This window comes from Oceanicola sp. S124, from assembly GCF_000220565.1.
GTDB lineage: Bacteria > Pseudomonadota > Alphaproteobacteria > Rhodobacterales > Rhodobacteraceae > Pseudooceanicola.
This window is the reverse complement of record NZ_AFPM01000186.1, coordinates 23,759-43,044: the sequence shown is the minus strand read 5'-3', so window position 1 is coordinate 43,044 and position 19,286 is coordinate 23,759. Positions and strand designations below refer to the sequence as shown.

Sequence of the window (19,286 nt, the reverse complement as noted above, 5' to 3'; positions counted from 1 at the left end):
AGCTTGGCGTCGAGGTTCGACAGCGGCTCGTCGAACAGGAAGGCGGCGGGGTCGCGCACGATGGCACGGCCCATGGCGACCCGCTGACGCTGTCCGCCCGAAAGCGCGCGCGGCTTGCGGTCGAGATAGTCCGAGATCTCGAGCACAGCGGCGGCCTCGTCGATGCGGCGGGCGATCTCGTCCTTCGGCATGCGGCGGTTCTTCAGCCCGTAGGCCATGTTCTGGCGCACCGACATATGCGGATAGAGGGCGTAGTTCTGGAACACCATGGCGATGTCGCGCTCGGCGGGTTCCATGTTGTTGACCACCTTGTCGCCGATGGCGATCTCGCCGTCCGAGACGGTTTCGAGCCCCGCGATCATCCGCAGCAGGGTGGATTTGCCGCAGCCCGAGGGGCCGACGAGGACGACGAATTCGCCGTCCCTGATGTCGAGGTCGACGCCCTTCACGGCAGGCTCTGCACTGCCCGGGTAGACCTTTTTCACGGCGGAAAGCTTGATACCGGCCATGATTACTTCTCCTGTTCCACGAGGCCTTTGACGAAAAGCCTCTGCATGAAGACGACGACGAGCACGGGCGGCAGCATGGCCAGCATGGCCGAGCCCATGACGAAGTTCCATTGGGGGTCGCTGTCGGCCACGTCGGACATCCGCTTGATGCCCATGACGACGGTGTAGAACTTCTCGTCCGTGGTGATCAGCATCGGCCAGAGGTACTGGTTCCAGCCGTAGATGAAGAGGATGACGAAGAGCGCCGCGATATTGGTCTGGCTGAGCGGCAGCACCATGTCGCGGAAGAACTTCATCGGCCCGGCGCCGTCGATCCGGGCGGCCTCGACCAGCTCTTCGGGTATGGTCAGGAAGAACTGACGGAAGAGGAAGGTGGCCGTGGCCGAGGCGATCAGCGGGATCGAGAGGCCCGCGTAGCTGTTCAGCAGGCCGAGGTCCGCGACCACCTTGAAGGTGGGCATGATCCGCACTTCCACCGGCAGCATCAGGGTCACGAATATGATCCAGAAGGCCAGCACCCGGAAGGGGAAGCGGAAGTAGACGATCGCGAAGGCCGACAGGATCGAGATGGCGATCTTGCCGAAGGTGATGATCAGCGCCATCAGCAGCGAGTTCTTCATCATCATCGTCAGCGGCGGTGCGCCGGAGCTTTGCACCCCATCCACCAGGATGGTGCGGTAGGTCTCCCACATGTTGGAGCCGGGCCAGAGCGGCATGGTGCCGCCGAGGAAGGTGGCCTGGTCATGGGTTGAGGCGACGAAGGCGATCCAGACCGGCAGGGCCACGAAGGCCACGCCGAGGATCAGCACCAGATGCGCCAGGAAGGTCAGGAACGGACGGTTTTCGACCATGGGTGCGCCTCCTCTCTCAGTACTGCACGCGCCGCTCGATGAAGCGGAACTGGATGAAGGTCAGGACCATGACGATCCCCATCAGGATCACCGATTGCGCCGCCGAGGAGCCGAGGTTGAGGCCCTTGTAGCCGTCCTCGTAGACCTTGTAGACGAGGATGGTCGTGGCCTGTCCGGGGCCGCCCGCGGTCGAGGCGTCGATGGTCGAGAAGGTGTCGAACATCGTGTAGTTGATGTTGACGACCAGCAGGAAGAACGTCGTGGGCGAGAGCAGCGGGAAGACCACGGTGAAGAAGCGCTTCACCGGCCCCGCGCCGTCGATGGCGGCGGCTTCGCGCAAGCTCTGCGGGATTGACTGCAGCCCGGCGACGAAAAACAGGAAGTTGTAGCTGATCTGCTTCCAGCTGCTGGCCAGTACCACCAGGATCATCGCGTCGGTGCCTGACAGGCGGTGGTTCCAGTCGTAGCCCATGACATCCAGCGCATAGGTCAGCACGCCGACCGAGGGGTTGAACATGAACCACCAGAGCACACCGGCGATGGCGGGGGCGACGGCATAGGGCCAGACCATGAAGGTCGTATAGGCCGAAGAGGTGCGGATCATCCTGTCCACCGCCACGGCGAACAGCAGCGCCAGCCCCATCGACAGGGTGGCCGTGCAGAGGGTGAAGATCACCGTGGTCTCGAACGAGGCCAGATACTCGGCGCTGTGGAACAGCTTCACGTAGTTCTTGAGGCCGACGAACTTGGTGGAGAGGCCGAAGGGATCTTCCTGCAGGAAGCTCTGACGGACGGCCTGGCCCGCGGGCCAGATGAAGAAGATCAGCGTGATCGCAAGTTGCGGCGCGATCAGCAGGTAGGGCAGCCAGTAGCTGCGGAAGGTTGTGCGCTTGGTCTGCATGGGGATCCCGGCGGCCGGAAAGGGAACAGGCCCGCGCCGTGGCACGGGCCTGTCTTTGGGTCAGATCGTTCAGCCGTTGGCTTCGACGAACTCTTCGATCAGGCTGTTGCCGCGCTCGACCAGGTCATCGAGGGCGTCCTGGGCGGTCTTGGAGCCGGACAGCAGGGCCTCGAATTCTTCGTCGATCACGCCACGGATCTGCACGTAGTTGCCGAAGCGCAGGCCCTTGGAGTTGGCGGTCGGCTCGTTCAGGTTGACCTGCTTGATCGCGATGTCGGCGCCGGGGTTCTCGTCGTAGTAACCCTGCTCCTTCGACAGCTCGTAGGCGGCAGTGGTGATCGGCAGGTAGCCGGTGAACTGGTGCCAGTCGGCCTGGACCTCGGCAGAGGACAGGTAGGTCAGGAAGTCGGCGACGCCTTCGTATTCGGCATCACTCGCTCCGGTCAGGGTCCACAGGGTGGCGCCGCCGATGATCGAGTTCTGCGGTGCGCCTTCGACGTCGGCGTAGTAGGGCAGCATGCCCAGGCCCAGATCGAAGTCGGTATTGGCCAGAACGCCGGCGCGCGAGGCGGAGGAGTTCATGTAGATGGCGCATTCACCCGAGTAGAAGGCCGGGGCCGCGTCTGCACCGCCGCCGGGGCCGCCGTACTTGAACAGGCCGGCTTCCTGCCACTTGGCCAGGTTCTCCCAGTGACGGACCTGTACGGGGCCGTTCACGGTCAGCTTGCTGTCGATCGAGCCGAAGCCGTTCTCGTTGGTGCCGATCGGCTGGTTGTGCCAGGCCGAGAGGTTTTCCAGCTGCGCCCAGGAGATCCAGCCGGTGGTGAAGCCGCAGGTGGCGGCGCCGCTGTCGACGATCTGCTGGGTGAAGGCTTCCATGTCGGCCCAGGTCTCGGGCGCCACTTCCGGGTCGAGCCCGGCAGCTTCGAAGATGTCCTTGTTGTAGTACAGGATCGGGGTCGAGCTGTTGAAGGGCATCGACAGCATCTTGCCGTCGGTGTTGGTGTAGTAGCCGGCCACGGCGGGCAGGTAGACCGAGGGGTCGAAGTTCTGACCGTGATCTTCCATCAGCTTGTAGACCGGGTAGACGGCGCCTTCGGCGGCCATCATGGTGCCGGTGCCGACTTCGAAGACCTGCACCAGGTCGGGCTGCTCACCGGCGCGGAAGGCGGCGATGGCGGCGGTCATGGTCTCGGTATAGCTGCCCTTGTAGACGGCCGTCAGGTGATACTGGTCCTGGCTGGCATTGTAGCCGGCGACGATCTCGTCGACCTTTTCGCCCAGGGCACCGCCCATGGCGTGCCACCAGGTGACTTCAGTCTGTGCGGATGCTGCCAGGGGGGCCACCAGGGCGCTGGTCAGAGCGAGGCCTGCGATCAGGGAACGCTGCATTGGAAACTCCATCGGAAGAGGAAGGAAATGCCGACGTGCTAGGCCCCGTTCGTGACAGTTTTGCTTCACCTCGATGAAGTTCCGGTAATCTCGCCCTTCCATTCCGTAAGGGCACCGGAGCGCGCGCAGACCCGCAGGGCGGCCCCGCCGGGGGCGGGCCGGCTGTCAGCCTGCGCATTGGAAGGGATCAGAGATAGGGTGGGGTACAGGCCGAGATCACGACCGTGCGCGCCGCGCTGGTATTGCGGAAGCGATGCGGGATGCGGCTGTCAAAGAGATAGCTGTCGCCGGGCAGCAGGGTCCGCACCTCCTGCCCCACGGTCAGCTCCAGCTCTCCCTCGATGACATAGCCGCCCTCGTTCGAGAAATGCTCCAGCATGGTCTCGCCGGTGTCGGCGCCGGGTTCGTAAACCTCGTGCAGGATCTGCAGGTTGTGCCGACGGGCGTCGCCGATCTGGCGGAAGGCCACATGCCCCACCACCCCCGCCGCGCCGGTCACCGGCAGCTTCGAGGTCAGGTCCAGCAGGTCGTCAGGCCCGAAGAAGGGCCCCTCGGGCGCAGTGCGCTCGCTGTCGAAGAAGTCGGCCATGGTCATGCCGAGCCCCGAGAGGATCTTGCGCAGCGTGGCGATCGAGGGCGAGGACTTGTTCTTTTCGATGATCGAGATCTGGGCATGGGGCACGCCGGCGCGCTCGGCCAGCTGCCGCTGCGACAGCTGCGCCGCCTTGCGCATGGCCAGCAGCCGCGCCCCGATATCGAATGCCGCGTCGGTCATGACGCCTCTCCTCACCTGCAAGTGTCGAAAACTAGCCTGCTTTTGCAGCCTTTGCCAGCCTCGCCGCCGGGTTACATCGCGACCTCGATCAGGCGCGGGCCGGGGGTGGACATGGCCTGCTCCAACGCCGCCTGCAGGGCGCCGGCCGTGGCGACCCGCTCGGCGGCGACGCCCTGTCCCTCGGCCAGCTTCACCCAGTCGGGCGCGGGATCCTCCAACGACATCAGCGGCTGGGTCTCGTCAATGGGCGCGCCGGCGCCGATCTTCGAGGTCTCGTTGGCCAGGATCCGGTAGGACCGGTTGGCCAGCACGAGCACCGTCACGTCGCGCCTGTCGCGCGCCATGCTCCACAGCGCCTGCAACGTGTAGAAGGCCGAACCGTCGCCGGTGACGCAGAGCACCTTGCGCTCCGGGCAGGCGGTCGAGGCGCCAAGCGCCACGGGCATCGAGTACCCGATCGAGCCGCCCCGGTTGTTGATCCAGTCATGCGAGGGCGCCTCGGCGCACATCGGGAACATATGGCCGCCGTTGGTGATCGACTCGTCGACCACGATGGCGCCTGTCGGCAGGGCTCTGGCGACACAGCGGCCCAGCACCTCGGCGTCGATCGCCGCCCCGGGGTCCGCTGCCACGACCTCGGACTGAATGTAAGGAGTGACCTCCGCCCCGAGCGCCGCCGCCAGTGCCTCCAGCGTCGCCTCGACCTCGCCACCCGGCGCGCAGAGCGGCAGGACCGCCGCGCCCTCGGGCAGCAGCTTCGAGGGGCGACCCGGATAGGCAAAGAAGGCGACGGGCTCCCGCGCGCCGCAGAGGACAGCGGCGCGGACCTCCTTCAGCGCCTCGGTGGCGGGATCGACATGGAAGGGAATGCGGGCCAGCGGCGGCGTGCCCCCGCCCCGCTGCATCCGCGCCACCGCAGCCTCGGCCAGCACCTTCGCGCCGGTCTTGCGGGCGATGGCATCGGCCAGTTCGGCCATGCCCCGCGTGATGCAGGGTGCGCCGATCACCAGCGCGGCCCCGGGGGCGCTCAGTGCCTCGAGGGCATCGGCCAGCTTCGCTTCGTCATGAGACGGACGCGCCTTCGGCAGCGCCGCAACGGGGGCACCCTCGGCCGGCAGCCATGCGACATCATTGGGCACGATCAGCGTCGCAACCCCACCGGTCGAGACCTCCGACAGCAGATGCGCGGTGGCTCCGGCCACCTCGCCCGGGCTCTGCGGCGTGGCAACTGCGGCGCTGACCGTCGCCGCCATGCCTTCGATATCAGCACTGAGCGGGGCTTCATAGGCAAGGTGATAGGTGGCGTGCTCGCCCACGATGTTGAACAGCGGCGTCTCGGCCTTGCGGGCATTGTGCAGGTTGGCCATGCCGTTGGCGAAGCCCGGCCCGAGGTGCAGCAGCACCGCCGCCGGGGTGCCGGTCATCCGCGCATAGCCATCCGCCGCGCCGGTCGCCACCCCCTCGAACAGGCAGAGCGACAGCGCCATCCCCTCGGTCCGCCCGAGCGCCGCCAGCATGTGCATCTCGGTCGTGCCGGGGTTGGCGAAGCACATGCGCACCCCGTTTTCCACCAGGGTACGGACCACGAGGTCGGCGCCGTTCTGTTCCATGGGTTTCATTCCTCTGCTGGCCTCTGCTGGGGCATGACGTTCCGTGACTCCTCCCCGAGCCCCGCCAAAGTGTCAATAATAATGAGCAAGCCTGTGCCAAGGATTTTCGACAGAGCCCGAGGATGCGCAGGCCAAGAGCACCTGGAACCCATGTAGAAAAGCGCGGAAACCCGGGTATTTCATGGGAATACGCGCTCAAAATCCATGACAGGGGCGCGAATGCGATTCGTGATCCCGATCAGCCCTTACATCTCGGCGCGTGATGAGGGCAAAGCGGCCAGCCCCGAGCGCTCAAAAAATCACACGCCGAAAATGATGAATTTCTCTTACAGAATTCAAGGGCTTGGGGCGTGCACGGCGAAATCCGGCCCGGAACGGGGTCGAATTTCCTTTGACAGGCGCTGGCTCTGCCCGCAGCATATTCAATATGGATCGCACATATTCAAATAGAATACAAGACGAAAGCGGCAAGGACGGCGGTGTCCGGCCCCTCTCGACGGCGCTGAAGGTGCTTGAGGTGCTCGCTTTCTTTTCCGACAAGCGGCGCCCGCTGCGGCTGTCGGATGTCGCCACGGGGCTGGGCCTGTCGCGGGCCACGGCCTACCAGCGGCTGCTGACCCTGGTCGCGGCGGGCTGGCTGGAACAGGACGAGGGCGGCGCCTACCGGCTGTCGATGCTGGCCACCCGCATGGCGGTGGCGGCGCTCGACCAGGCCGACCTCGGCACCCGCGCCGACCCGGTGCTGCACCGGCTGGCCGAGGCCACGGGCGAGACCGCCTCGCTGTCGATCATCGACCGGGGCCAGCCCTGCATCGTCGCCCGCGTCGAGACCGACACGCTGCTGCGCGCCGAACAGAAGATGGGCACCATGATGTCGCTGGAAGGCTCGGCCTCGGGGCGGATCCTGGTGGCCTATGCCGATGCCGCGCAGCTTGAACGCCTGCGTCGTGGCCCGCATCCCCTGCCCGCCGAAGACATGCTGCCCGCGATCCGCGAGAAGGGCTACGCCCTGTCCAGCGGGTACACCCAGACCGGCGTGATCGCCATTGCGGCGCCGGTCTTCGACCAGCCGGGCCGCTGCAGCGCGACCCTGTCGCTGGTGGTGCCCCAGATCCGCTTCGACGAGGCCCGCTTCGCCGGCCCGCTGGTCGAAGCCGCAGCCGAGCTTTCCCGACATCTGCAAGGAGACGCATCGTGACCGCGTCGTCACTTCACACCACGGCCCCCGACGGGCGCCCCGGCCTGCGCAACTGGCGCGAGCTGATGAAACCGCAGCGCCTTGCCGCGATGCAGCCCAGCCGGCTATCCGGCACCCGTGCCATGATGAACCGCATGATCCGCGAAAAGTGGGACATCCAGCTTCAGCGCTTCGACGTCGATGCAGAGGCGCGCGGCACCATCGTCTATTCGATCCGCACCCCCCGGCAGGAGTTCAGCTTCATCGCCTTCTCGCTGACCCCGAAGCGCGAGGGGCGCACGGGGCGCATCATCGGCCGCGCCTGGGACATGATGGGCACCCTCAACGAGGGCCCGGCAACCGAGGCGGACATCGAGCGCGCCCGCGAGGACCTGCCCAAGCTCTACCGTGGCCGGGCCAGCGAGAACGCCCTTGTCTGGTGCCGCTCCAACCGCTCGATGCGGGTCTTCGAGACGGTGCTGGACGCGCTCTCCGACGGTCGCCAGCCCTCGGTCGAGGACCTGAACACCGTCTGCTACCTCATGCGCAACACCGGGCTGGACGGCAACGGCACCTTCGGCACCCGCTCTTTCCCGTCGATCAACACCGGCGCGCATGACCTTGGCGGCATGCTGGAGGCGCAGCTGCTGCTGGCCTACCTGATGCGCGAGCTGTCCTGCGACCTGGTCGAGCACCTGGCCCGGCAGCGCTCGGACAAGGCGGTGGCGCTGGATCCGGCGCTGCGCAGCTATCTCGGTGTCGGCAACGGCTCTGCCCTCGGGCTGATCTTCTTCGTGCAGAAGCACCCCCGGCTGCTGAACAGCTGGCTGAGCGCGCGCGAAACCGCCCTGGCCGCCGCCCTCGGGCTTGAACTGGGCAAGGGCGATGCGCGGATCGACACCCTGATCAGCCTGATCCGGCGCGCCATCCGGTTCCGCAGCGAAGACACGATGATGTACGAGACCTTCACCGCCTCGTCGCAGGTGGCGCAGGACCTGGCCTCGCTGCTGCCCGCACTGGAAGAGCTGCGCGACGCCGGCACCATTGAGGGGCAGAGCCTTCGCTTCCCGCTGGACATGCTGGCCCGCCGTGCCGAGGCCGCCCTGGCCCCCGAGAGCTACGAAAGCTTCCTGTCGCTCTGCATGGAGCTGGTCCCGGACGAGGCCGACGCCCTCGCCGCGCAGGTTTCGGGCGCCGACGAGATGGCGGTCAAACCCGGCATGACCGCCGGGGCGATGATCGACCTGCTGGAAGATGAATACGCCTGGGCGCTGCAGATGGACATGAGTGCCGCCAATGCCCAGGACTACGTCTGGTACAAGTCCGAGACCGCCGAAGAGCCCCGACGCGGCCTGCGCGCCGAGGTGCCCGAGGCGCGTGACCTTGGGCTGGACATCCCCGGACAGGTGCAGCTGCTGCACCAGGATCTGTCCGGCATGGCCGGTGACATGCCGATGGCGCATTTCCTGCTGTCCCATCCCCATCACCGCCTGATCGTGGCCCGCGCGCAAAGCCTGGAGGGCCTGCCCTTCCACACCCCGCACGCCAATATCAACGCCGGTGACTTCGTGCCCATCGACCTGGTGCGGCTGATGAATGTCGCCCTGCACGGCATCGACAAGACCCGCGACTACCTGCAACGCAACCTGCGCGGCGTTCTCTACCACGGCGCCCCGACCCGCGAGGCGATCCGCGCGGGCGAAGGCGCCGGCTGGTTCTACCCCGAGGAGCCCCGCGCATGAGCGATCCGCACATCCTGAGAGTCATGCCGCGCGAGATGCGCATGATGAGCGAACGCATCTTCTCTCTCACTGCGCTGCCCAAGGGCTTCGCGCTGATGCTGACCGATACGGTGATGTACTCGCAGGCCATGGGGCTGGGCGGCTTCGCCCATCTCGAAACCGGGATCGAGGCACTGAAGGCCGCGGATCCGCAGCGGCTGAAGCTGATCGAGGATCGCGACGGCACGCTGCACATGGACTGCGGCGGGCAACATGCCTGGATCGTGCTGCCTTCGGTGCTGGACCTGCTGGGGCTTGAGGCGGCGCGCCGCGACGGCGCCCGCATCCTGCTGGAGAACCTCACCCACCCCGAAGAGCTGGCGCTGGCCGAGGGCTTCGGCCTGCGGCTCGGCCTGGCGGTCAAGGTCAGCGGAGAGGTCGTCTCGGCCCGCGCCTGCCCGCCCGAAGACCCGGTGCTGGAGCGCGCCCTGCAGGACGGCTGCCGTATCCCGGCAGAGCTGTGGTGGCGCATCTGGGCTCTGGCCCAGACCGCGCTGACCCCGGACTCGGTGGTGTCGCGCCGCCATGCGGGGGTGAACATCGTGACCGAGGACGGCCAGATCATCGGCCGCACCGACAATGACGACGATACCGATCCGAATTTCATCAATTCGGTCGGCCTGAAGACCAAGGAAGCCACACAATGACACCCGACCAGATCATCGACGGGCTGCAATGCGGCCACTTCGACCGCGACAGCTTCGTCAACCTGAAGGCCGCCGGCGTGCATGGCGTCGTGGTGACCTGCGGCTTCTGGGAAGGCACGCTGGAAAGCCTCGACAGCCTTGGCCGCTGGCGTGACCTTATCCGCGAAAACAGTGATGTCGCCGCCTTCGGCTACACGCCCGAGGACATCGAGACCGCCGCCGCCGAGGGCAAGGTCGCCGCGATCCTCGGCTACCAGAACTCGAACCTCTTCGAGGGCCGCATCCGGCTGGTCGAGATGTGGGCCGAGCTGGGCGTGCGGGTGGTGCAGCTGACCTACAACAACCAGAACGAGCTGGCCGGCAGCTGCTACGAGGCCGAGGACTCGGGCCTTGCGCGCTATGGCAAGGAGGTCATCCGCGAGATGAACCGCGCCGGCATCCTCGTCGATTGTTCCCATGTCGGGAACCTCTCGACCCTGCAGGCCATCGCGGCCAGCGAAAAGCCGATCGCCGTGACCCATGCCAATGCCGACAGCCTTTTCGCGCACAAGCGCAACAAGACCGATGACGTGCTGCATGCGCTGCGCGATACCGGCGGCGTGATCGGCGTCGCGGCCTATCGCAACATCACCGGCGACTACTTCTCGGGGCCCATCGAGACCTGGTGCGAGATGGTCGCCAAGACCGTCGATATCGCCGGGATCGACAGCGTCGCCATCGGCACCGACCGCAGCCACAACTTCACCGCGCCCGACTACGCCTGGATGCGCATGGGGCGCTGGACCCGTGGCGTCGACTACGGCGCGGCCTCGGCGGCCCGTCCCGGCAAGGCCCCGCCGCCGGACTGGTTCCAGTCGCTGACGGACATGCAGATCATCCCTAACGGCCTCCGCTCCGTGGGCTTTTCAGAAGAAGAGGTCGCCAAGATTACCCACGGCAACTGGTTGCGCCTCTACGGCGAGACCTTCCGCAAATCCAACAGTTGAGAGATCCCATGACGATCAAGAAGACGCACAACGCGCTGATCCGCCCCAACCGCCGCCTGTTCCTGCAGGGCACGGCAGCGCTTGCCGGCGCCTCGGCCCTCGCCGCCCCCTCCATCGGCCGCGCCCAGTCCAAGGAGCTGTACATCAACTCCTGGGGTGGTCCCTGGCTGGAAGCCGCGACCGAGAACCTGTTCACCCCCTTCACCGAGGCCACCGGCATCAAGGTCAACACGGTCAGCCCCGTGTCCTTCGCCAAGCTGGCCGCACAGGTGCGCACCGGGGTCTATGAGTTCGACGTCACCACCCTGGGCGGCGGCGACATCGTGGCCGCCAACAACGCCGGCCTGCTGGAACCGCTGGAAGAACCCTACCCCGGCGGGCTGTTCCAGAACGGCGTCGGCAGCCATGCCTTCGCCACCATGATGGCCTGGCGCACCGACAAGGGCTGGGACGAGACCCCGCAAAGCTGGGCCGACTTCTGGGATGTCGAACGCTTCCCCGGCGGCCGCTCGCTGCAGCGCTACCCGGCCCGCGTCCTGCCGCTGGCCCTGCTGGCCGATGGCGTTGCGCCCGAGGATCTCTACCCGCTGGACATCGACCGCGCCTTCGCCAAGCTGGACGAGATCAAGGAGCATGTCCGCGTCTGGTGGACCGGCGGAGCGCAGTCGACGCAGATCCTGCGCGACGGCGAGGTCGATATGATCGGCATCTGGCACGGCCGCTACTTCGAGGCCGAGGACGCCGGTGCCCCGGTCGCCTTCACCTGGAACCAGGCCGAGCTGGACAGCGCCTACTGGGTCGTCGCCAAGGAGACCCCCAACATGGAAGCCGCGAAGATGTTCGTCGACTTCGCCACCTCGGCCGAGCCGCTTGCCGGTTTCGTCGCCCAGGCCAACTACGGCGCGATGAACCCCGCCGCGGACGCGTTCATCCCCGACAGCGCCAAGCCGCGGATGCCCACGGCGCCGGGCAACGTCGAGATGACCTTCGAGCAGGACATGCTGAACTTCGGCGCCGACCCGCAGGAAGTGGCGATGCGCTTCGACGAGTGGCTGGCCTCGTAAGCCCGCCCCCCGGGGCCCTCCCCAGGCCCTGAAACTGCCGGGGCGGCGCGCATCCCTTGCCGCCCCGGTCCTTGCCCGGCGCCCGCGCGCCGCCCGTTCCCGTTTCCCGGAGGAGGTCTCCCATGGGCCTGTCCCTCTCAGCCCTCGCAGAGCGCAAGACGCTCTGGCCCTGGCTTTTGCTGGCGCCGCTGACCATCTATCTCGCGCTGTTCTTCCTCGTCCCGCTGGTCGAGGTCGCGCTCATGTCGGTGACCGAACCGCGCCCCGGCCTTGCCAACTACGAAAAGGTGCTGACCGGCAGCCTGTATCGCAAGGTCTTCCTCAACACCTTCGGCACCGCGCTGCTGGTGACGCTCTGCTGCCTGCTGGTCGGCTACCCGCTGGCCTACCTGATGTCGACGGTCAGCAAGCGCGCCGCCATGGGCATCCTGCTGCTGATCACCATGAGCTTCTGGACCTCGTTCCTGGTGCGCACCTACGCCTGGATGGTCCTTCTGGGCAACAACGGCCCCGTGGTCTGGCTGATGCAGACCCTCGGCATCGCCGAGCCGCCGCCGCTGCTGTTCACCCGCTTCAGCTCGACTCTGGCGATGGTGCATATCCTGGCGCCCTACATGATCATGAACATCTACACGGTGATGCAGAAGATCGACCCCTCGCTGATCCGCTCGGCGGAAAGCATGGGGGCCTATGGCAAGTCGCTGTTCCGCCATATCTACCTGCCGCTGACGGCGCCGGGCATCGCCAATGGTTCTGTCCTGGTCTTCGTGATCTGCCTCGGCTTCTACGTCACGCCCGTCCTGCTGGGATCCCCGCGCGAACAGATGGCCGCCGGCCTGATCGGCAACCAGATCGAGCAGTTCCTGGCCTTCGGTCTGGGCAGCGCGATGTCCATCGTCCTGCTGGTGGTGACGCTGGTGATCCTCGGGATCTACCACCGCCGCTTCGGCCTCGACAAACTTTACGGATAGGAGCGCAGATCATGAATACGCTGATGCGCTGGATCGGGATCGCGGTGGTGATCTTCATCGCCGCCCCGCTGGTGATCGTGGTCCCGATGTCCTTCTCGACCGCCGCCTCGCTGCAGTTCCCGCCGCCGGGCTATTCCTGGGGCTATTACCAGCAGTTCTTCTCGGATCCCTCCTGGCTGCGGCCTGCCTGGAACTCGATCTACATCGCCACGATGAACACCCTGCTGACCATGGCGCTGGTGGTGCCTGCCACCTTCGCCCTGGTGCGCCACAAGTTCTGGGGCAAGAGCTTTGCCAACCTGATGATGATGATGCCCATGGCGGTGCCCCATATCGTCATGGCAGTCGGCTACTACTCCTACTTCGGAGAGCTGAAGCTGGTGCACTCGAAGCTGGGCGTGATCCTGGCCCATACCTGCCTGTCGGTGCCGATCACCTTCCTTGTCCTCTCGGCCAACCTGAAGGGCTTCGACCTGACGCTGGAGCGTGCGGCCCGCTCGCTTGGCGCCACGCCGGGGCAGGTCTTCCGCCACATCACCCTGCCGATCCTCAAGCCTGGCCTCGCCATCTCGGCGCTCTTCGCCTTCATCCAGTCCTTTGACGAAACCGTGGTGGCGATCTTCATCTCGGGTCGCGACGCCGAGACCCTGCCCCGCAAGATGTTCGACTCGATCCGCGAAGAGGCCGATCCGGTGATCGCCGTGATTTCGACCCTGCTCTTTGCCGTGGTCTTCGCCGGGCTGATCGCCCCCTCGCTGATCAAGGGCCTGCGCCGCATGGCCAAAGGCACCCCATCCAAATGACCCAGACCCCCACAGGAGCCGACATGAGCGCCTATCTTCGCCTCGCCGGCGTCAACAAGACCTTCGGCAGTTTCACCGCCCTCGGCCATATAGACCTTGAGGTCGAGAAGGGCGAATTCGTCACCTTCCTCGGGCCGTCGGGCTCGGGCAAGACCACCACACTGATGGTGATCGCCGGCTTCGAGCAGGCCACCAAGGGCGAGATCACCGTGGCAGACCAGTCGCTTGCCCATCTCGCGCCGCAGGAACGCAACATCGGCATCGTGTTCCAGAACTACGCCCTGTTCCCGCACAAGACCGCAGCGGAAAACGTCTACTTCCCCCTGCAGATGCGCAAGGTGGGCAAGAAGGAAGGCATGAGGAAGGCCGAGGAAATGCTGGAGCTGGTCGGCCTGGCCGGTTTCGCCCACCGCCTGCCGAAAGAGCTGTCGGGCGGCCAGCAACAGCGTGTGGCCCTGGCCCGCGCGCTGGTCTTCGAACCTGACCTGCTGCTGCTGGACGAGCCTCTCGGCGCGCTGGACAAGAACCTGCGCGAGCAGATGCAGATCGAGATCAAGCGCATCCAGAAGCGCCTTGGCGTGACCACGATCTTCGTCACCCATGACCAGACCGAGGCGATGTCGATGTCCGACCGCATCGTCGTCTTCTCGAACGGCGCGATCGAACAGGCCGCCGCCCCGCTGGATATCTACCACCGCCCCGCCACCCGCTTCGTTGCCGACTTCATCGGCGAGAGCAACCTGCTGGAGGCCACCATCACCGATGCCGCAAGTGGCAAGGCGCAAAGCCCGGTGCTGGGCGAGGTAACCTGCGGTGCCGAGGGCCTGCCGCCGCTGACGGATGGCCAGGCGGTGACGCTTCTCATCCGGCCCGAACACCTCAAGCTCTCGCGAGAGCCGAAGGAGGGCCGCCAGAACGCGCAGATGGTGATCGAGACCATCGTCAACTATGGCGACAACGCCGTCGTGATCGGCCATGCGGGCGATCAGCAGATCCGTGTCAGGGTGCCGGGGGCGGATGTCGTCATTCTGAAGGAAGGTGACAGCTGTCACTTCAGCTGGACCGCCGACGCGGTCTTCGTCCTGGACAAGTGAGGCCCCCATGCTGGACCAGATGATCACCCGTTTCGGCACCTCTGCGCGTGCCTCCATCGCCACTGTCGCCAATGGCACCGGCTATTTCGCCGTCACGCCAGAGGCGCCCTATGACGCCAGCCTGTCGATGCCCGAACAGGCCCGCCAGCTCTTTGCCAAGGCCGAGGCGCGGCTGGCCGAGATCGGCTCGTCCAAGGGGCAGCTGCTGTTCTGCGCCATCATCCTGAAGGACGTCAGCGAGGTTGCCGCCTTCAACGCCGTCTGGGACGAATGGGTGGCCGATGTGGCGCCCCCCGCCCGCGCCTGCTTCGAGGCGAACATGGCCAACCCGGCCCTCAAGGTCGAACTGATCATGATCTGCACCGTCCCTGACAGCGCACCCGCGGCGGATGTCTGACGACCCGCTGCTGGTCGCCCTCGCGGGGCATGACCTTGCCCCGCTGAGCGATCCTGACGCCTGCGCGCGCTTTGCCACCGATGCCACCCGGCGGGTGGAAAGCGTGCCGACGCTGGTGCTGCGCCCGGCGGGTACGGCGGGGGTCTCGGCGGTGCTCGCCGCCTGCCACGCGGCGGGGCGGCCCGTCGTCGTGCAGGGCGGGCTGACCGGCCTGTCGGGCGGGGCCCGCGTGCGCCCGGGCGAGGTCGTGCTGTCGCTGGAGCGGATGCGGAGCCTCGGCCCGGTCGATCCGCTCTCCGCGCAGATCGAGGTCGAGGCCGGGGCAACGCTGCAAGCAGTGCAGTCCGCCGCCGCCGCGCATGATCTCGTCTTCGGCGTCGATCTTGGCGCGCGCGGAACCGCCACCATCGGCGGCATGGTGGCGACCAATGCCGGCGGCATCCGGGTGTTGCGATACGGCATGATGCGCGCGCAGGTCGCGGGCCTCGAGGTGGTGCTGGCCGATGGCTCGGTCATCAGGGCGATGCGCGGGCTGGACAAGGACAACGCCGGTCCCGCGCTGCATCAGCTCTTCATCGGCTCGGAAGGCACCTATGGCGTGATCACCCGCGCCCTGCTGCGGCTGCACCCCGCTCCGACGCTGCAAGCCAATGCGCTGATCGCCGTCGACGATGTCCCCCAGGCGCAGGCGCTGCTGCGCCACCTGCAGGCACGGCTCGGCGGGCTGCTCTCGGCCTACGAGGGGATCTGGCCCGAGGTCTACGAAGGCGCCACGGCGCGCCTTGGCACCATGCCCCTGCCCTGTGGCGCCGGGCTTTACGTTCTGGCCGAGATCCAGGGAATGCAGCAGATCCTGCGCGAAGAGGCCTTCGAGGCCGCCCTGATCGAGGCCTACGAGGCCGGGCTGTGCCGCGATATCGTGGTCGCCCAGTCGGGGCGCGAGCATGACCAGCTCTGGGCGCTGCGCGAAGCCTGCGTGGAGTATACCTTCGGGCTGGGCGAGCTGGTACCGCATGACCTGTCCCTGCCCGCCCATGCCCTGCCCGCCTTCCTCGACAAGGCCCGCGCCCTGCTGGCCCGCATCGACCCGGAGGCCCGGCCCTACATCTACGGCCACCTCGGCGACGGCAACCTGCACTACATCGTGCAGACCGTGCGGCGCTCGGAGGTCAGTACGGCGCTGAACGCGCTGGCGGCGGGCATGGGCGGCTCGGTCACCGCCGAGCACGGGCTGGGGCAGGACAAGGCGCCCTATCTGGCGATGGTCCGCAGCGGCGCCGAGATCGACCTGATGGGCACCCTCAAGCGGGCACTGGACCCGCAGGGGCTGCTTGGCCGGGGCCGGGTGCTGCCCGGCTGACACGGCGTCGCGCATCCTGCGCCACGTCCTGCGCATGGGCGCCGAGGATCAGCAGACCCGGCCAGAGCATGTAGGCCTCGATTTCCAGGTTCTCGCCAAAGGACAGCAGCACGATGGTCATGATCACCGAGAGCGGCAGCCGCCCGCGCGGGTGGCGTGCCGCATCGACCAGCACGATCAGCGTGTGCCAGACCAGCGGCACCAGCAGCGCCAGCATCCCGACGAGGCCCTTGACGAAGAGCAGCCCCCACCAGGTGTGATGCGAGCCGATCGGCATGTACTCCACCAGGTGCGGCCCCGGCGCGACGGTGCCATGGCCGAACCAGTAGGCCTCGTTCTGCCAGCGTTCCCCGGCGATCCGCTGCAGGGTCTCGCGCACCCGCGTGCTGTCGGCGCGGGCGCCCTTGAAGGCGGCCACGCCATCCTTCAGGCCCTGCAGCAGCCAGCTGCCCAGCACCGCCAGCGAGCCGGTCAGCGCGGCCAGCATCATCCAGGCCCAGCCCCGCAGCACCAGCGGCAGCAGGCGCGGCCCGAGGGTGCAGGCCACCAGCCCGACGATCCCCATGCGCGACTTCGACAGCAGGATCATCGCCACGCCCGCCGCGATGCCGATGGACTTCCAGCGGCGGTCCTTTTCCTCCAGCGCGAAGCAGACCTGAAGCACCCCGAGCAGCGCCGCGAAAGGCGACCAGGGGGCATAGAACTGCCAGCGCGGCGTCCAGCTGGCCGGATCCCAGGTGAAGAAGAAGACGCTGAAGTACTCGGGCCCCGGCCCGCCGATGGCCTTCAGCGGAGAGGTGAAGATGCGTTCCGGCAGACCCGCGTAGGGCGCGGCGATCAGGATCGGCAGCAGCGCCAGCGTCCAGAGGCCAACGACGCATTGCGCGCGGATCAGGATCTCGCGCCGGATCGGCAGCACGGCACCGGCCAGCGGGAAGAGCGCCAGCAGCGCCCAGCCCTTGGCCCAGCCGATCGAGCTCTTGATGGTCTTGCCGGTGCCGAGGCCCCAGTTCAGATGACCGACCCAGAGGGCGACCAGCATGACGCACATGCCCAGCATCCAGGCCCAGACGACGGGCGGGATGGCGCCGCGCGGGCGCATCTCGGGGCGCATCACCGGGCCGAAGTAGAGGCAGAAGGCCGCCAGCCCCGCCAGCAGCCAGGCCAGCACCGGCCCGACCACGTAGAGCGCCCCGAGGAAGTAGAACGGCCATGTCCAGCGCAGGGCGACCCAGACCATCCGCTCGGCCGGGTTCACCGGGGACAGGCGCGGCGCGGGCGCGCTCATTCCGCCGCCACGGTCAGGCCGGGTTCGCCATAGCGGTTCTTGCCGCTGTCGATCAGCCGGTCGATCAGCGGACGGCGCAGCCAGCCCAGCGAAAGGCCCATGAGGAACATGAAGGTCGCCGCGATCCCGGCCGCCAGCGCCAGCTTGCGGCGCGGCGAAGAGGGTTCCATCGGGTAGGAGGGATCTTCCAGCACCTGCACCAGCGGATAGGAGGCATAGAGGTCAGCCTTGCTGGTCTGGGTCCGCGCCATGGCCGAGGCAAAGACCGCCTCGGCGACCGAGAAGTCGCGTTGCAGGTCCTCCAGCCGCGCCGCCGGTTCGATCAGCGCCAGGCGACGTGCCTCGGCCTCGGCGAGGCGCTGCGCCAGGGCGGCGTGCTCGGCCTCCAGCCCGGCGCGGGCGCTGTCCAGCGTGACCAGCTCGCTCAGCAGCCCGGTGCGGGCGCCGGTGTGGGACATGTCCAGCGCCTCGATCTCCGGCACGGTCAGGCCGGTCAGGCGGATGGCGCGGTTCAGTGCCTCGCTGCGGGCGCTGTCATGACCGGCCATGGCGCCCGACAGGGTCGGATGGGCGGCGCCGTAGCGGGCCCGCGCCTGCGCCAGATCGGCGGCGCGCAGGGACATCTCTTCGTTGAGGACGGCGAATTCCGTGTCCGCGTGCAGGCGCAGCGCGGCAGCGGCGAGACGCGGCGTGGTGCCCAGCGACTGGGCCAGGGCCTGCACCGCCCGGCGGCTCTCGTCCAGCTTGGCGGCAAGGTCACGCACGTTGCGCGCCAGCTCGTCGGTCTCCGAGACCAGCGCCCGGTACTGGTCGGGCGAGAGCAGGCCGGTTTCGGTCTGCAGGCGGGTGATCTCGTCCCGGGTGGCCATGACCGAGGCGCGGTATTCCGCGATGGCCGATCCGGCGCCCAACTCGCGGGTGGCGATCTCGTCCGAGCGCAGCTTGTCGATCTCTGCGAAAAAGGCAGCCAGCAGCGCCTGGCCCCGGGCACGGGCATCCTCAGGCGAATTGCCGGTCAGCGAGATATGGATGAGTCCGGTCTGGTCGACCAGCTCGACCCGGGGCTGACCGAAGGCGCGCAGTTCCATCTCCATGCTGCGGGCGGCGCCGTCGACGATGCGCTCGGCGGCCAGCAGGCGCTTGTAGGTCTCGGTCGGGCTGACGGACCCGCCGCTGAAGGGCGAACTGGCAAACGAGGACGCCTGGCCGATCTGGGCCAGGTTGACCGAGGCCGAAGCGCCCGAGCCGGGCAGGATCAGCGACATCGACGAGGTGTAGCGCAGCGGCGCGGTGTCAAGATAGGTCAGGATCGGCGCCCAGATCGCCCCGGCGCCCAGCAGGAACAGGCCGAGGTAACGCGGCAGGCGTCCCGCATCCGCCACCCGCCCGCCGCGCAGGATGCGCATCGCGGTCAGCGCGCCAAGCGGCTTGCGCATCAGGCGGGGCAACAGGCGGCGGCGGCCCCTCGGGGCTTCGCGCAGGCCGTCGTTCGGCACGTTCGGGGTGTCGTCGCTGGCATGGGGCATGGTGGATCTCCTTGCCCCCCGTCTAGCGCAGCGCGCCCCCTGCCGGGGCCGCGCCCAAGGTTACCCTGAACGCGCAAAGGCCCATACCGCCTATACGGCGGGATAGGCGGGCCTGAAACACGTCATGCCTTAGAAGGGAAAGCAGACGCCGGAG

At 67.3% G+C, this 19,286-nt stretch carries 18 protein-coding genes; 10 read left to right on the top strand and 8 right to left on the bottom strand.

Annotated elements, in window-relative coordinates:
* The 6 genes from OS124_RS0113305 to OS124_RS0113280 form a co-directional block, all read right to left on the bottom strand.
* A partial coding sequence (locus OS124_RS0113305) for an ATP-binding cassette domain-containing protein (RefSeq protein WP_010140188.1) occupies positions 1-509 on the bottom strand: 509 nt, incomplete at its 3' end.
* A 2-nt stretch (positions 510-511) separates the two neighbouring features.
* Positions 512-1,360 carry a sn-glycerol-3-phosphate ABC transporter permease UgpE gene (gene ugpE, locus OS124_RS0113300; RefSeq protein WP_010140187.1) on the bottom strand — a complete coding sequence of 283 codons (849 nt, stop codon included), beginning with the start codon at positions 1,358-1,360 and terminating at the stop codon, positions 512-514.
* Between the two features lie 16 nt (positions 1,361-1,376).
* Positions 1,377-2,261 carry a sn-glycerol-3-phosphate ABC transporter permease UgpA gene (gene ugpA, locus OS124_RS0113295; RefSeq protein WP_010140186.1) on the bottom strand — a complete coding sequence of 295 codons (885 nt, stop codon included), beginning with the start codon at positions 2,259-2,261 and terminating at the stop codon, positions 1,377-1,379.
* 69 nt (positions 2,262-2,330) lie between these two features.
* The gene (ugpB, locus tag OS124_RS0113290) at positions 2,331-3,653 is read right to left on the bottom strand and encodes a sn-glycerol-3-phosphate ABC transporter substrate-binding protein UgpB (RefSeq protein WP_010140185.1); all 1,323 of its coding nucleotides are present in this window, start codon (positions 3,651-3,653) and stop codon (positions 2,331-2,333) included.
* Positions 3,654-3,840: 187 nt separating this feature from the next.
* The gene (locus OS124_RS0113285) at positions 3,841-4,428 is read right to left on the bottom strand and encodes a cupin domain-containing protein (protein WP_010140184.1); all 588 of its coding nucleotides are present in this window, start codon (positions 4,426-4,428) and stop codon (positions 3,841-3,843) included.
* Between the two features lie 71 nt (positions 4,429-4,499).
* Positions 4,500-6,038, bottom strand: a complete 1,539-nt coding sequence (locus OS124_RS0113280) for an acetolactate synthase large subunit (protein WP_010140182.1) — start codon at positions 6,036-6,038, stop codon at positions 4,500-4,502.
* A 427-nt stretch (positions 6,039-6,465) separates the two neighbouring features.
* Here OS124_RS0113280 and OS124_RS0113275 point away from each other — a divergent pair, with 427 nt between their 5' ends.
* The 10 genes from OS124_RS0113275 to OS124_RS0113230 all read left to right on the top strand — a co-directional run bounded on the left by OS124_RS0113275 (position 6,466) and on the right by OS124_RS0113230 (position 16,318).
* The gene (locus OS124_RS0113275) at positions 6,466-7,236 is read left to right on the top strand and encodes an IclR family transcriptional regulator (RefSeq protein WP_010140181.1); all 771 of its coding nucleotides are present in this window, start codon (positions 6,466-6,468) and stop codon (positions 7,234-7,236) included.
* Positions 7,233-8,957 carry a hypothetical protein gene (locus OS124_RS0113270; protein ID WP_010140180.1) on the top strand — a complete coding sequence of 575 codons (1,725 nt, stop codon included), beginning with the start codon at positions 7,233-7,235 and terminating at the stop codon, positions 8,955-8,957. The genes OS124_RS0113275 and OS124_RS0113270 overlap by 4 nt, the downstream gene beginning before the upstream one ends.
* Entirely contained in the window at positions 8,954-9,643 is a 690-nt protein-coding gene (locus OS124_RS0113265) for a hypothetical protein (protein ID WP_010140179.1), read from the top strand. The genes OS124_RS0113270 and OS124_RS0113265 overlap by 4 nt, the downstream gene beginning before the upstream one ends.
* Positions 9,640-10,629: a membrane dipeptidase gene (locus OS124_RS0113260; RefSeq protein WP_010140178.1), complete on the top strand. Its 990-nt coding sequence runs from the start codon at positions 9,640-9,642 to the stop codon at positions 10,627-10,629. The genes OS124_RS0113265 and OS124_RS0113260 overlap by 4 nt, the downstream gene beginning before the upstream one ends.
* Positions 10,630-10,637: 8 nt before the next feature.
* Complete coding sequence (locus OS124_RS24635) at positions 10,638-11,693, top strand: ABC transporter substrate-binding protein (protein ID WP_010140177.1); 1,056 nt, start codon at positions 10,638-10,640, stop codon at positions 11,691-11,693.
* 122 nt (positions 11,694-11,815) lie between these two features.
* Entirely contained in the window at positions 11,816-12,664 is an 849-nt protein-coding gene (locus tag OS124_RS0113250; RefSeq protein WP_010140176.1) for an ABC transporter permease, read from the top strand.
* 11 nt (positions 12,665-12,675) lie between these two features.
* Complete coding sequence (locus OS124_RS0113245; protein ID WP_010140175.1) at positions 12,676-13,467, top strand: ABC transporter permease; 792 nt, start codon at positions 12,676-12,678, stop codon at positions 13,465-13,467.
* Positions 13,468-13,490: 23 nt separating this feature from the next.
* Complete coding sequence (locus OS124_RS0113240; RefSeq protein WP_010140174.1) at positions 13,491-14,561, top strand: ABC transporter ATP-binding protein; 1,071 nt, start codon at positions 13,491-13,493, stop codon at positions 14,559-14,561.
* Positions 14,562-14,568: 7 nt separating this feature from the next.
* Positions 14,569-14,958 carry a Rid family hydrolase gene (locus OS124_RS0113235; RefSeq protein ID WP_010140173.1) on the top strand — a complete coding sequence of 130 codons (390 nt, stop codon included), beginning with the start codon at positions 14,569-14,571 and terminating at the stop codon, positions 14,956-14,958.
* Positions 14,951-16,318 (top strand): FAD-binding oxidoreductase, encoded by a 1,368-nt coding sequence (locus OS124_RS0113230; protein WP_010140172.1) that lies wholly within the window; start codon positions 14,951-14,953, stop codon positions 16,316-16,318. The genes OS124_RS0113235 and OS124_RS0113230 overlap by 8 nt, the downstream gene beginning before the upstream one ends.
* Here OS124_RS0113230 and OS124_RS0113225 read toward each other — a convergent pair.
* The gene (locus OS124_RS0113225; RefSeq protein ID WP_010140171.1) at positions 16,260-17,606 is read right to left on the bottom strand and encodes a membrane protein; all 1,347 of its coding nucleotides are present in this window, start codon (positions 17,604-17,606) and stop codon (positions 16,260-16,262) included. The genes OS124_RS0113230 and OS124_RS0113225 overlap by 59 nt on opposite strands.
* On the bottom strand, positions 17,603-19,132 hold the full coding sequence (locus OS124_RS26805) for a GumC family protein (RefSeq protein WP_010140170.1): 1,530 nt from the start codon (positions 19,130-19,132) through the stop codon (positions 17,603-17,605). Before OS124_RS26805 ends, OS124_RS0113225 begins: the two co-directional genes overlap by 4 nt.
* Positions 19,133-19,286: the final 154 nt, after the last annotated feature.

Coding starts and splice junctions, on each gene's coding strand:
- OS124_RS0113250 (WP_010140176.1), top strand. CDS start 11,816: ATGGGCCTGTCCCTCTCAGCCCTCGCAGAGCGCAAGACGCTCTGGCCC.
- OS124_RS0113260 (WP_010140178.1), top strand. CDS start 9,640: ATGACACCCGACCAGATCATCGACGGGCTGCAATGCGGCCACTTCGAC.
- OS124_RS0113235 (WP_010140173.1), top strand. CDS start 14,569: ATGCTGGACCAGATGATCACCCGTTTCGGCACCTCTGCGCGTGCCTCC.
- OS124_RS0113275 (WP_010140181.1), top strand. CDS start 6,466: ATGGATCGCACATATTCAAATAGAATACAAGACGAAAGCGGCAAGGAC.
- OS124_RS0113280 (WP_010140182.1), bottom strand. CDS start 6,038: ATGGAACAGAACGGCGCCGACCTCGTGGTCCGTACCCTGGTGGAAAAC.
- OS124_RS0113245 (WP_010140175.1), top strand. CDS start 12,676: ATGAATACGCTGATGCGCTGGATCGGGATCGCGGTGGTGATCTTCATC.
- ugpA (WP_010140186.1), bottom strand. CDS start 2,261: ATGCAGACCAAGCGCACAACCTTCCGCAGCTACTGGCTGCCCTACCTG.
- OS124_RS0113225 (WP_010140171.1), bottom strand. CDS start 17,606: ATGAGCGCGCCCGCGCCGCGCCTGTCCCCGGTGAACCCGGCCGAGCGG.
- OS124_RS0113240 (WP_010140174.1), top strand. CDS start 13,491: ATGAGCGCCTATCTTCGCCTCGCCGGCGTCAACAAGACCTTCGGCAGT.
- OS124_RS0113285 (WP_010140184.1), bottom strand. CDS start 4,428: ATGACCGACGCGGCATTCGATATCGGGGCGCGGCTGCTGGCCATGCGC.
- OS124_RS0113265 (WP_010140179.1), top strand. CDS start 8,954: ATGAGCGATCCGCACATCCTGAGAGTCATGCCGCGCGAGATGCGCATG.
- OS124_RS0113230 (WP_010140172.1), top strand. CDS start 14,951: ATGTCTGACGACCCGCTGCTGGTCGCCCTCGCGGGGCATGACCTTGCC.
- OS124_RS24635 (WP_010140177.1), top strand. CDS start 10,638: ATGACGATCAAGAAGACGCACAACGCGCTGATCCGCCCCAACCGCCGC.
- ugpB (WP_010140185.1), bottom strand. CDS start 3,653: ATGCAGCGTTCCCTGATCGCAGGCCTCGCTCTGACCAGCGCCCTGGTG.
- OS124_RS26805 (WP_010140170.1), bottom strand. CDS start 19,132: ATGCCCCATGCCAGCGACGACACCCCGAACGTGCCGAACGACGGCCTG.
- ugpE (WP_010140187.1), bottom strand. CDS start 1,360: ATGGTCGAAAACCGTCCGTTCCTGACCTTCCTGGCGCATCTGGTGCTG.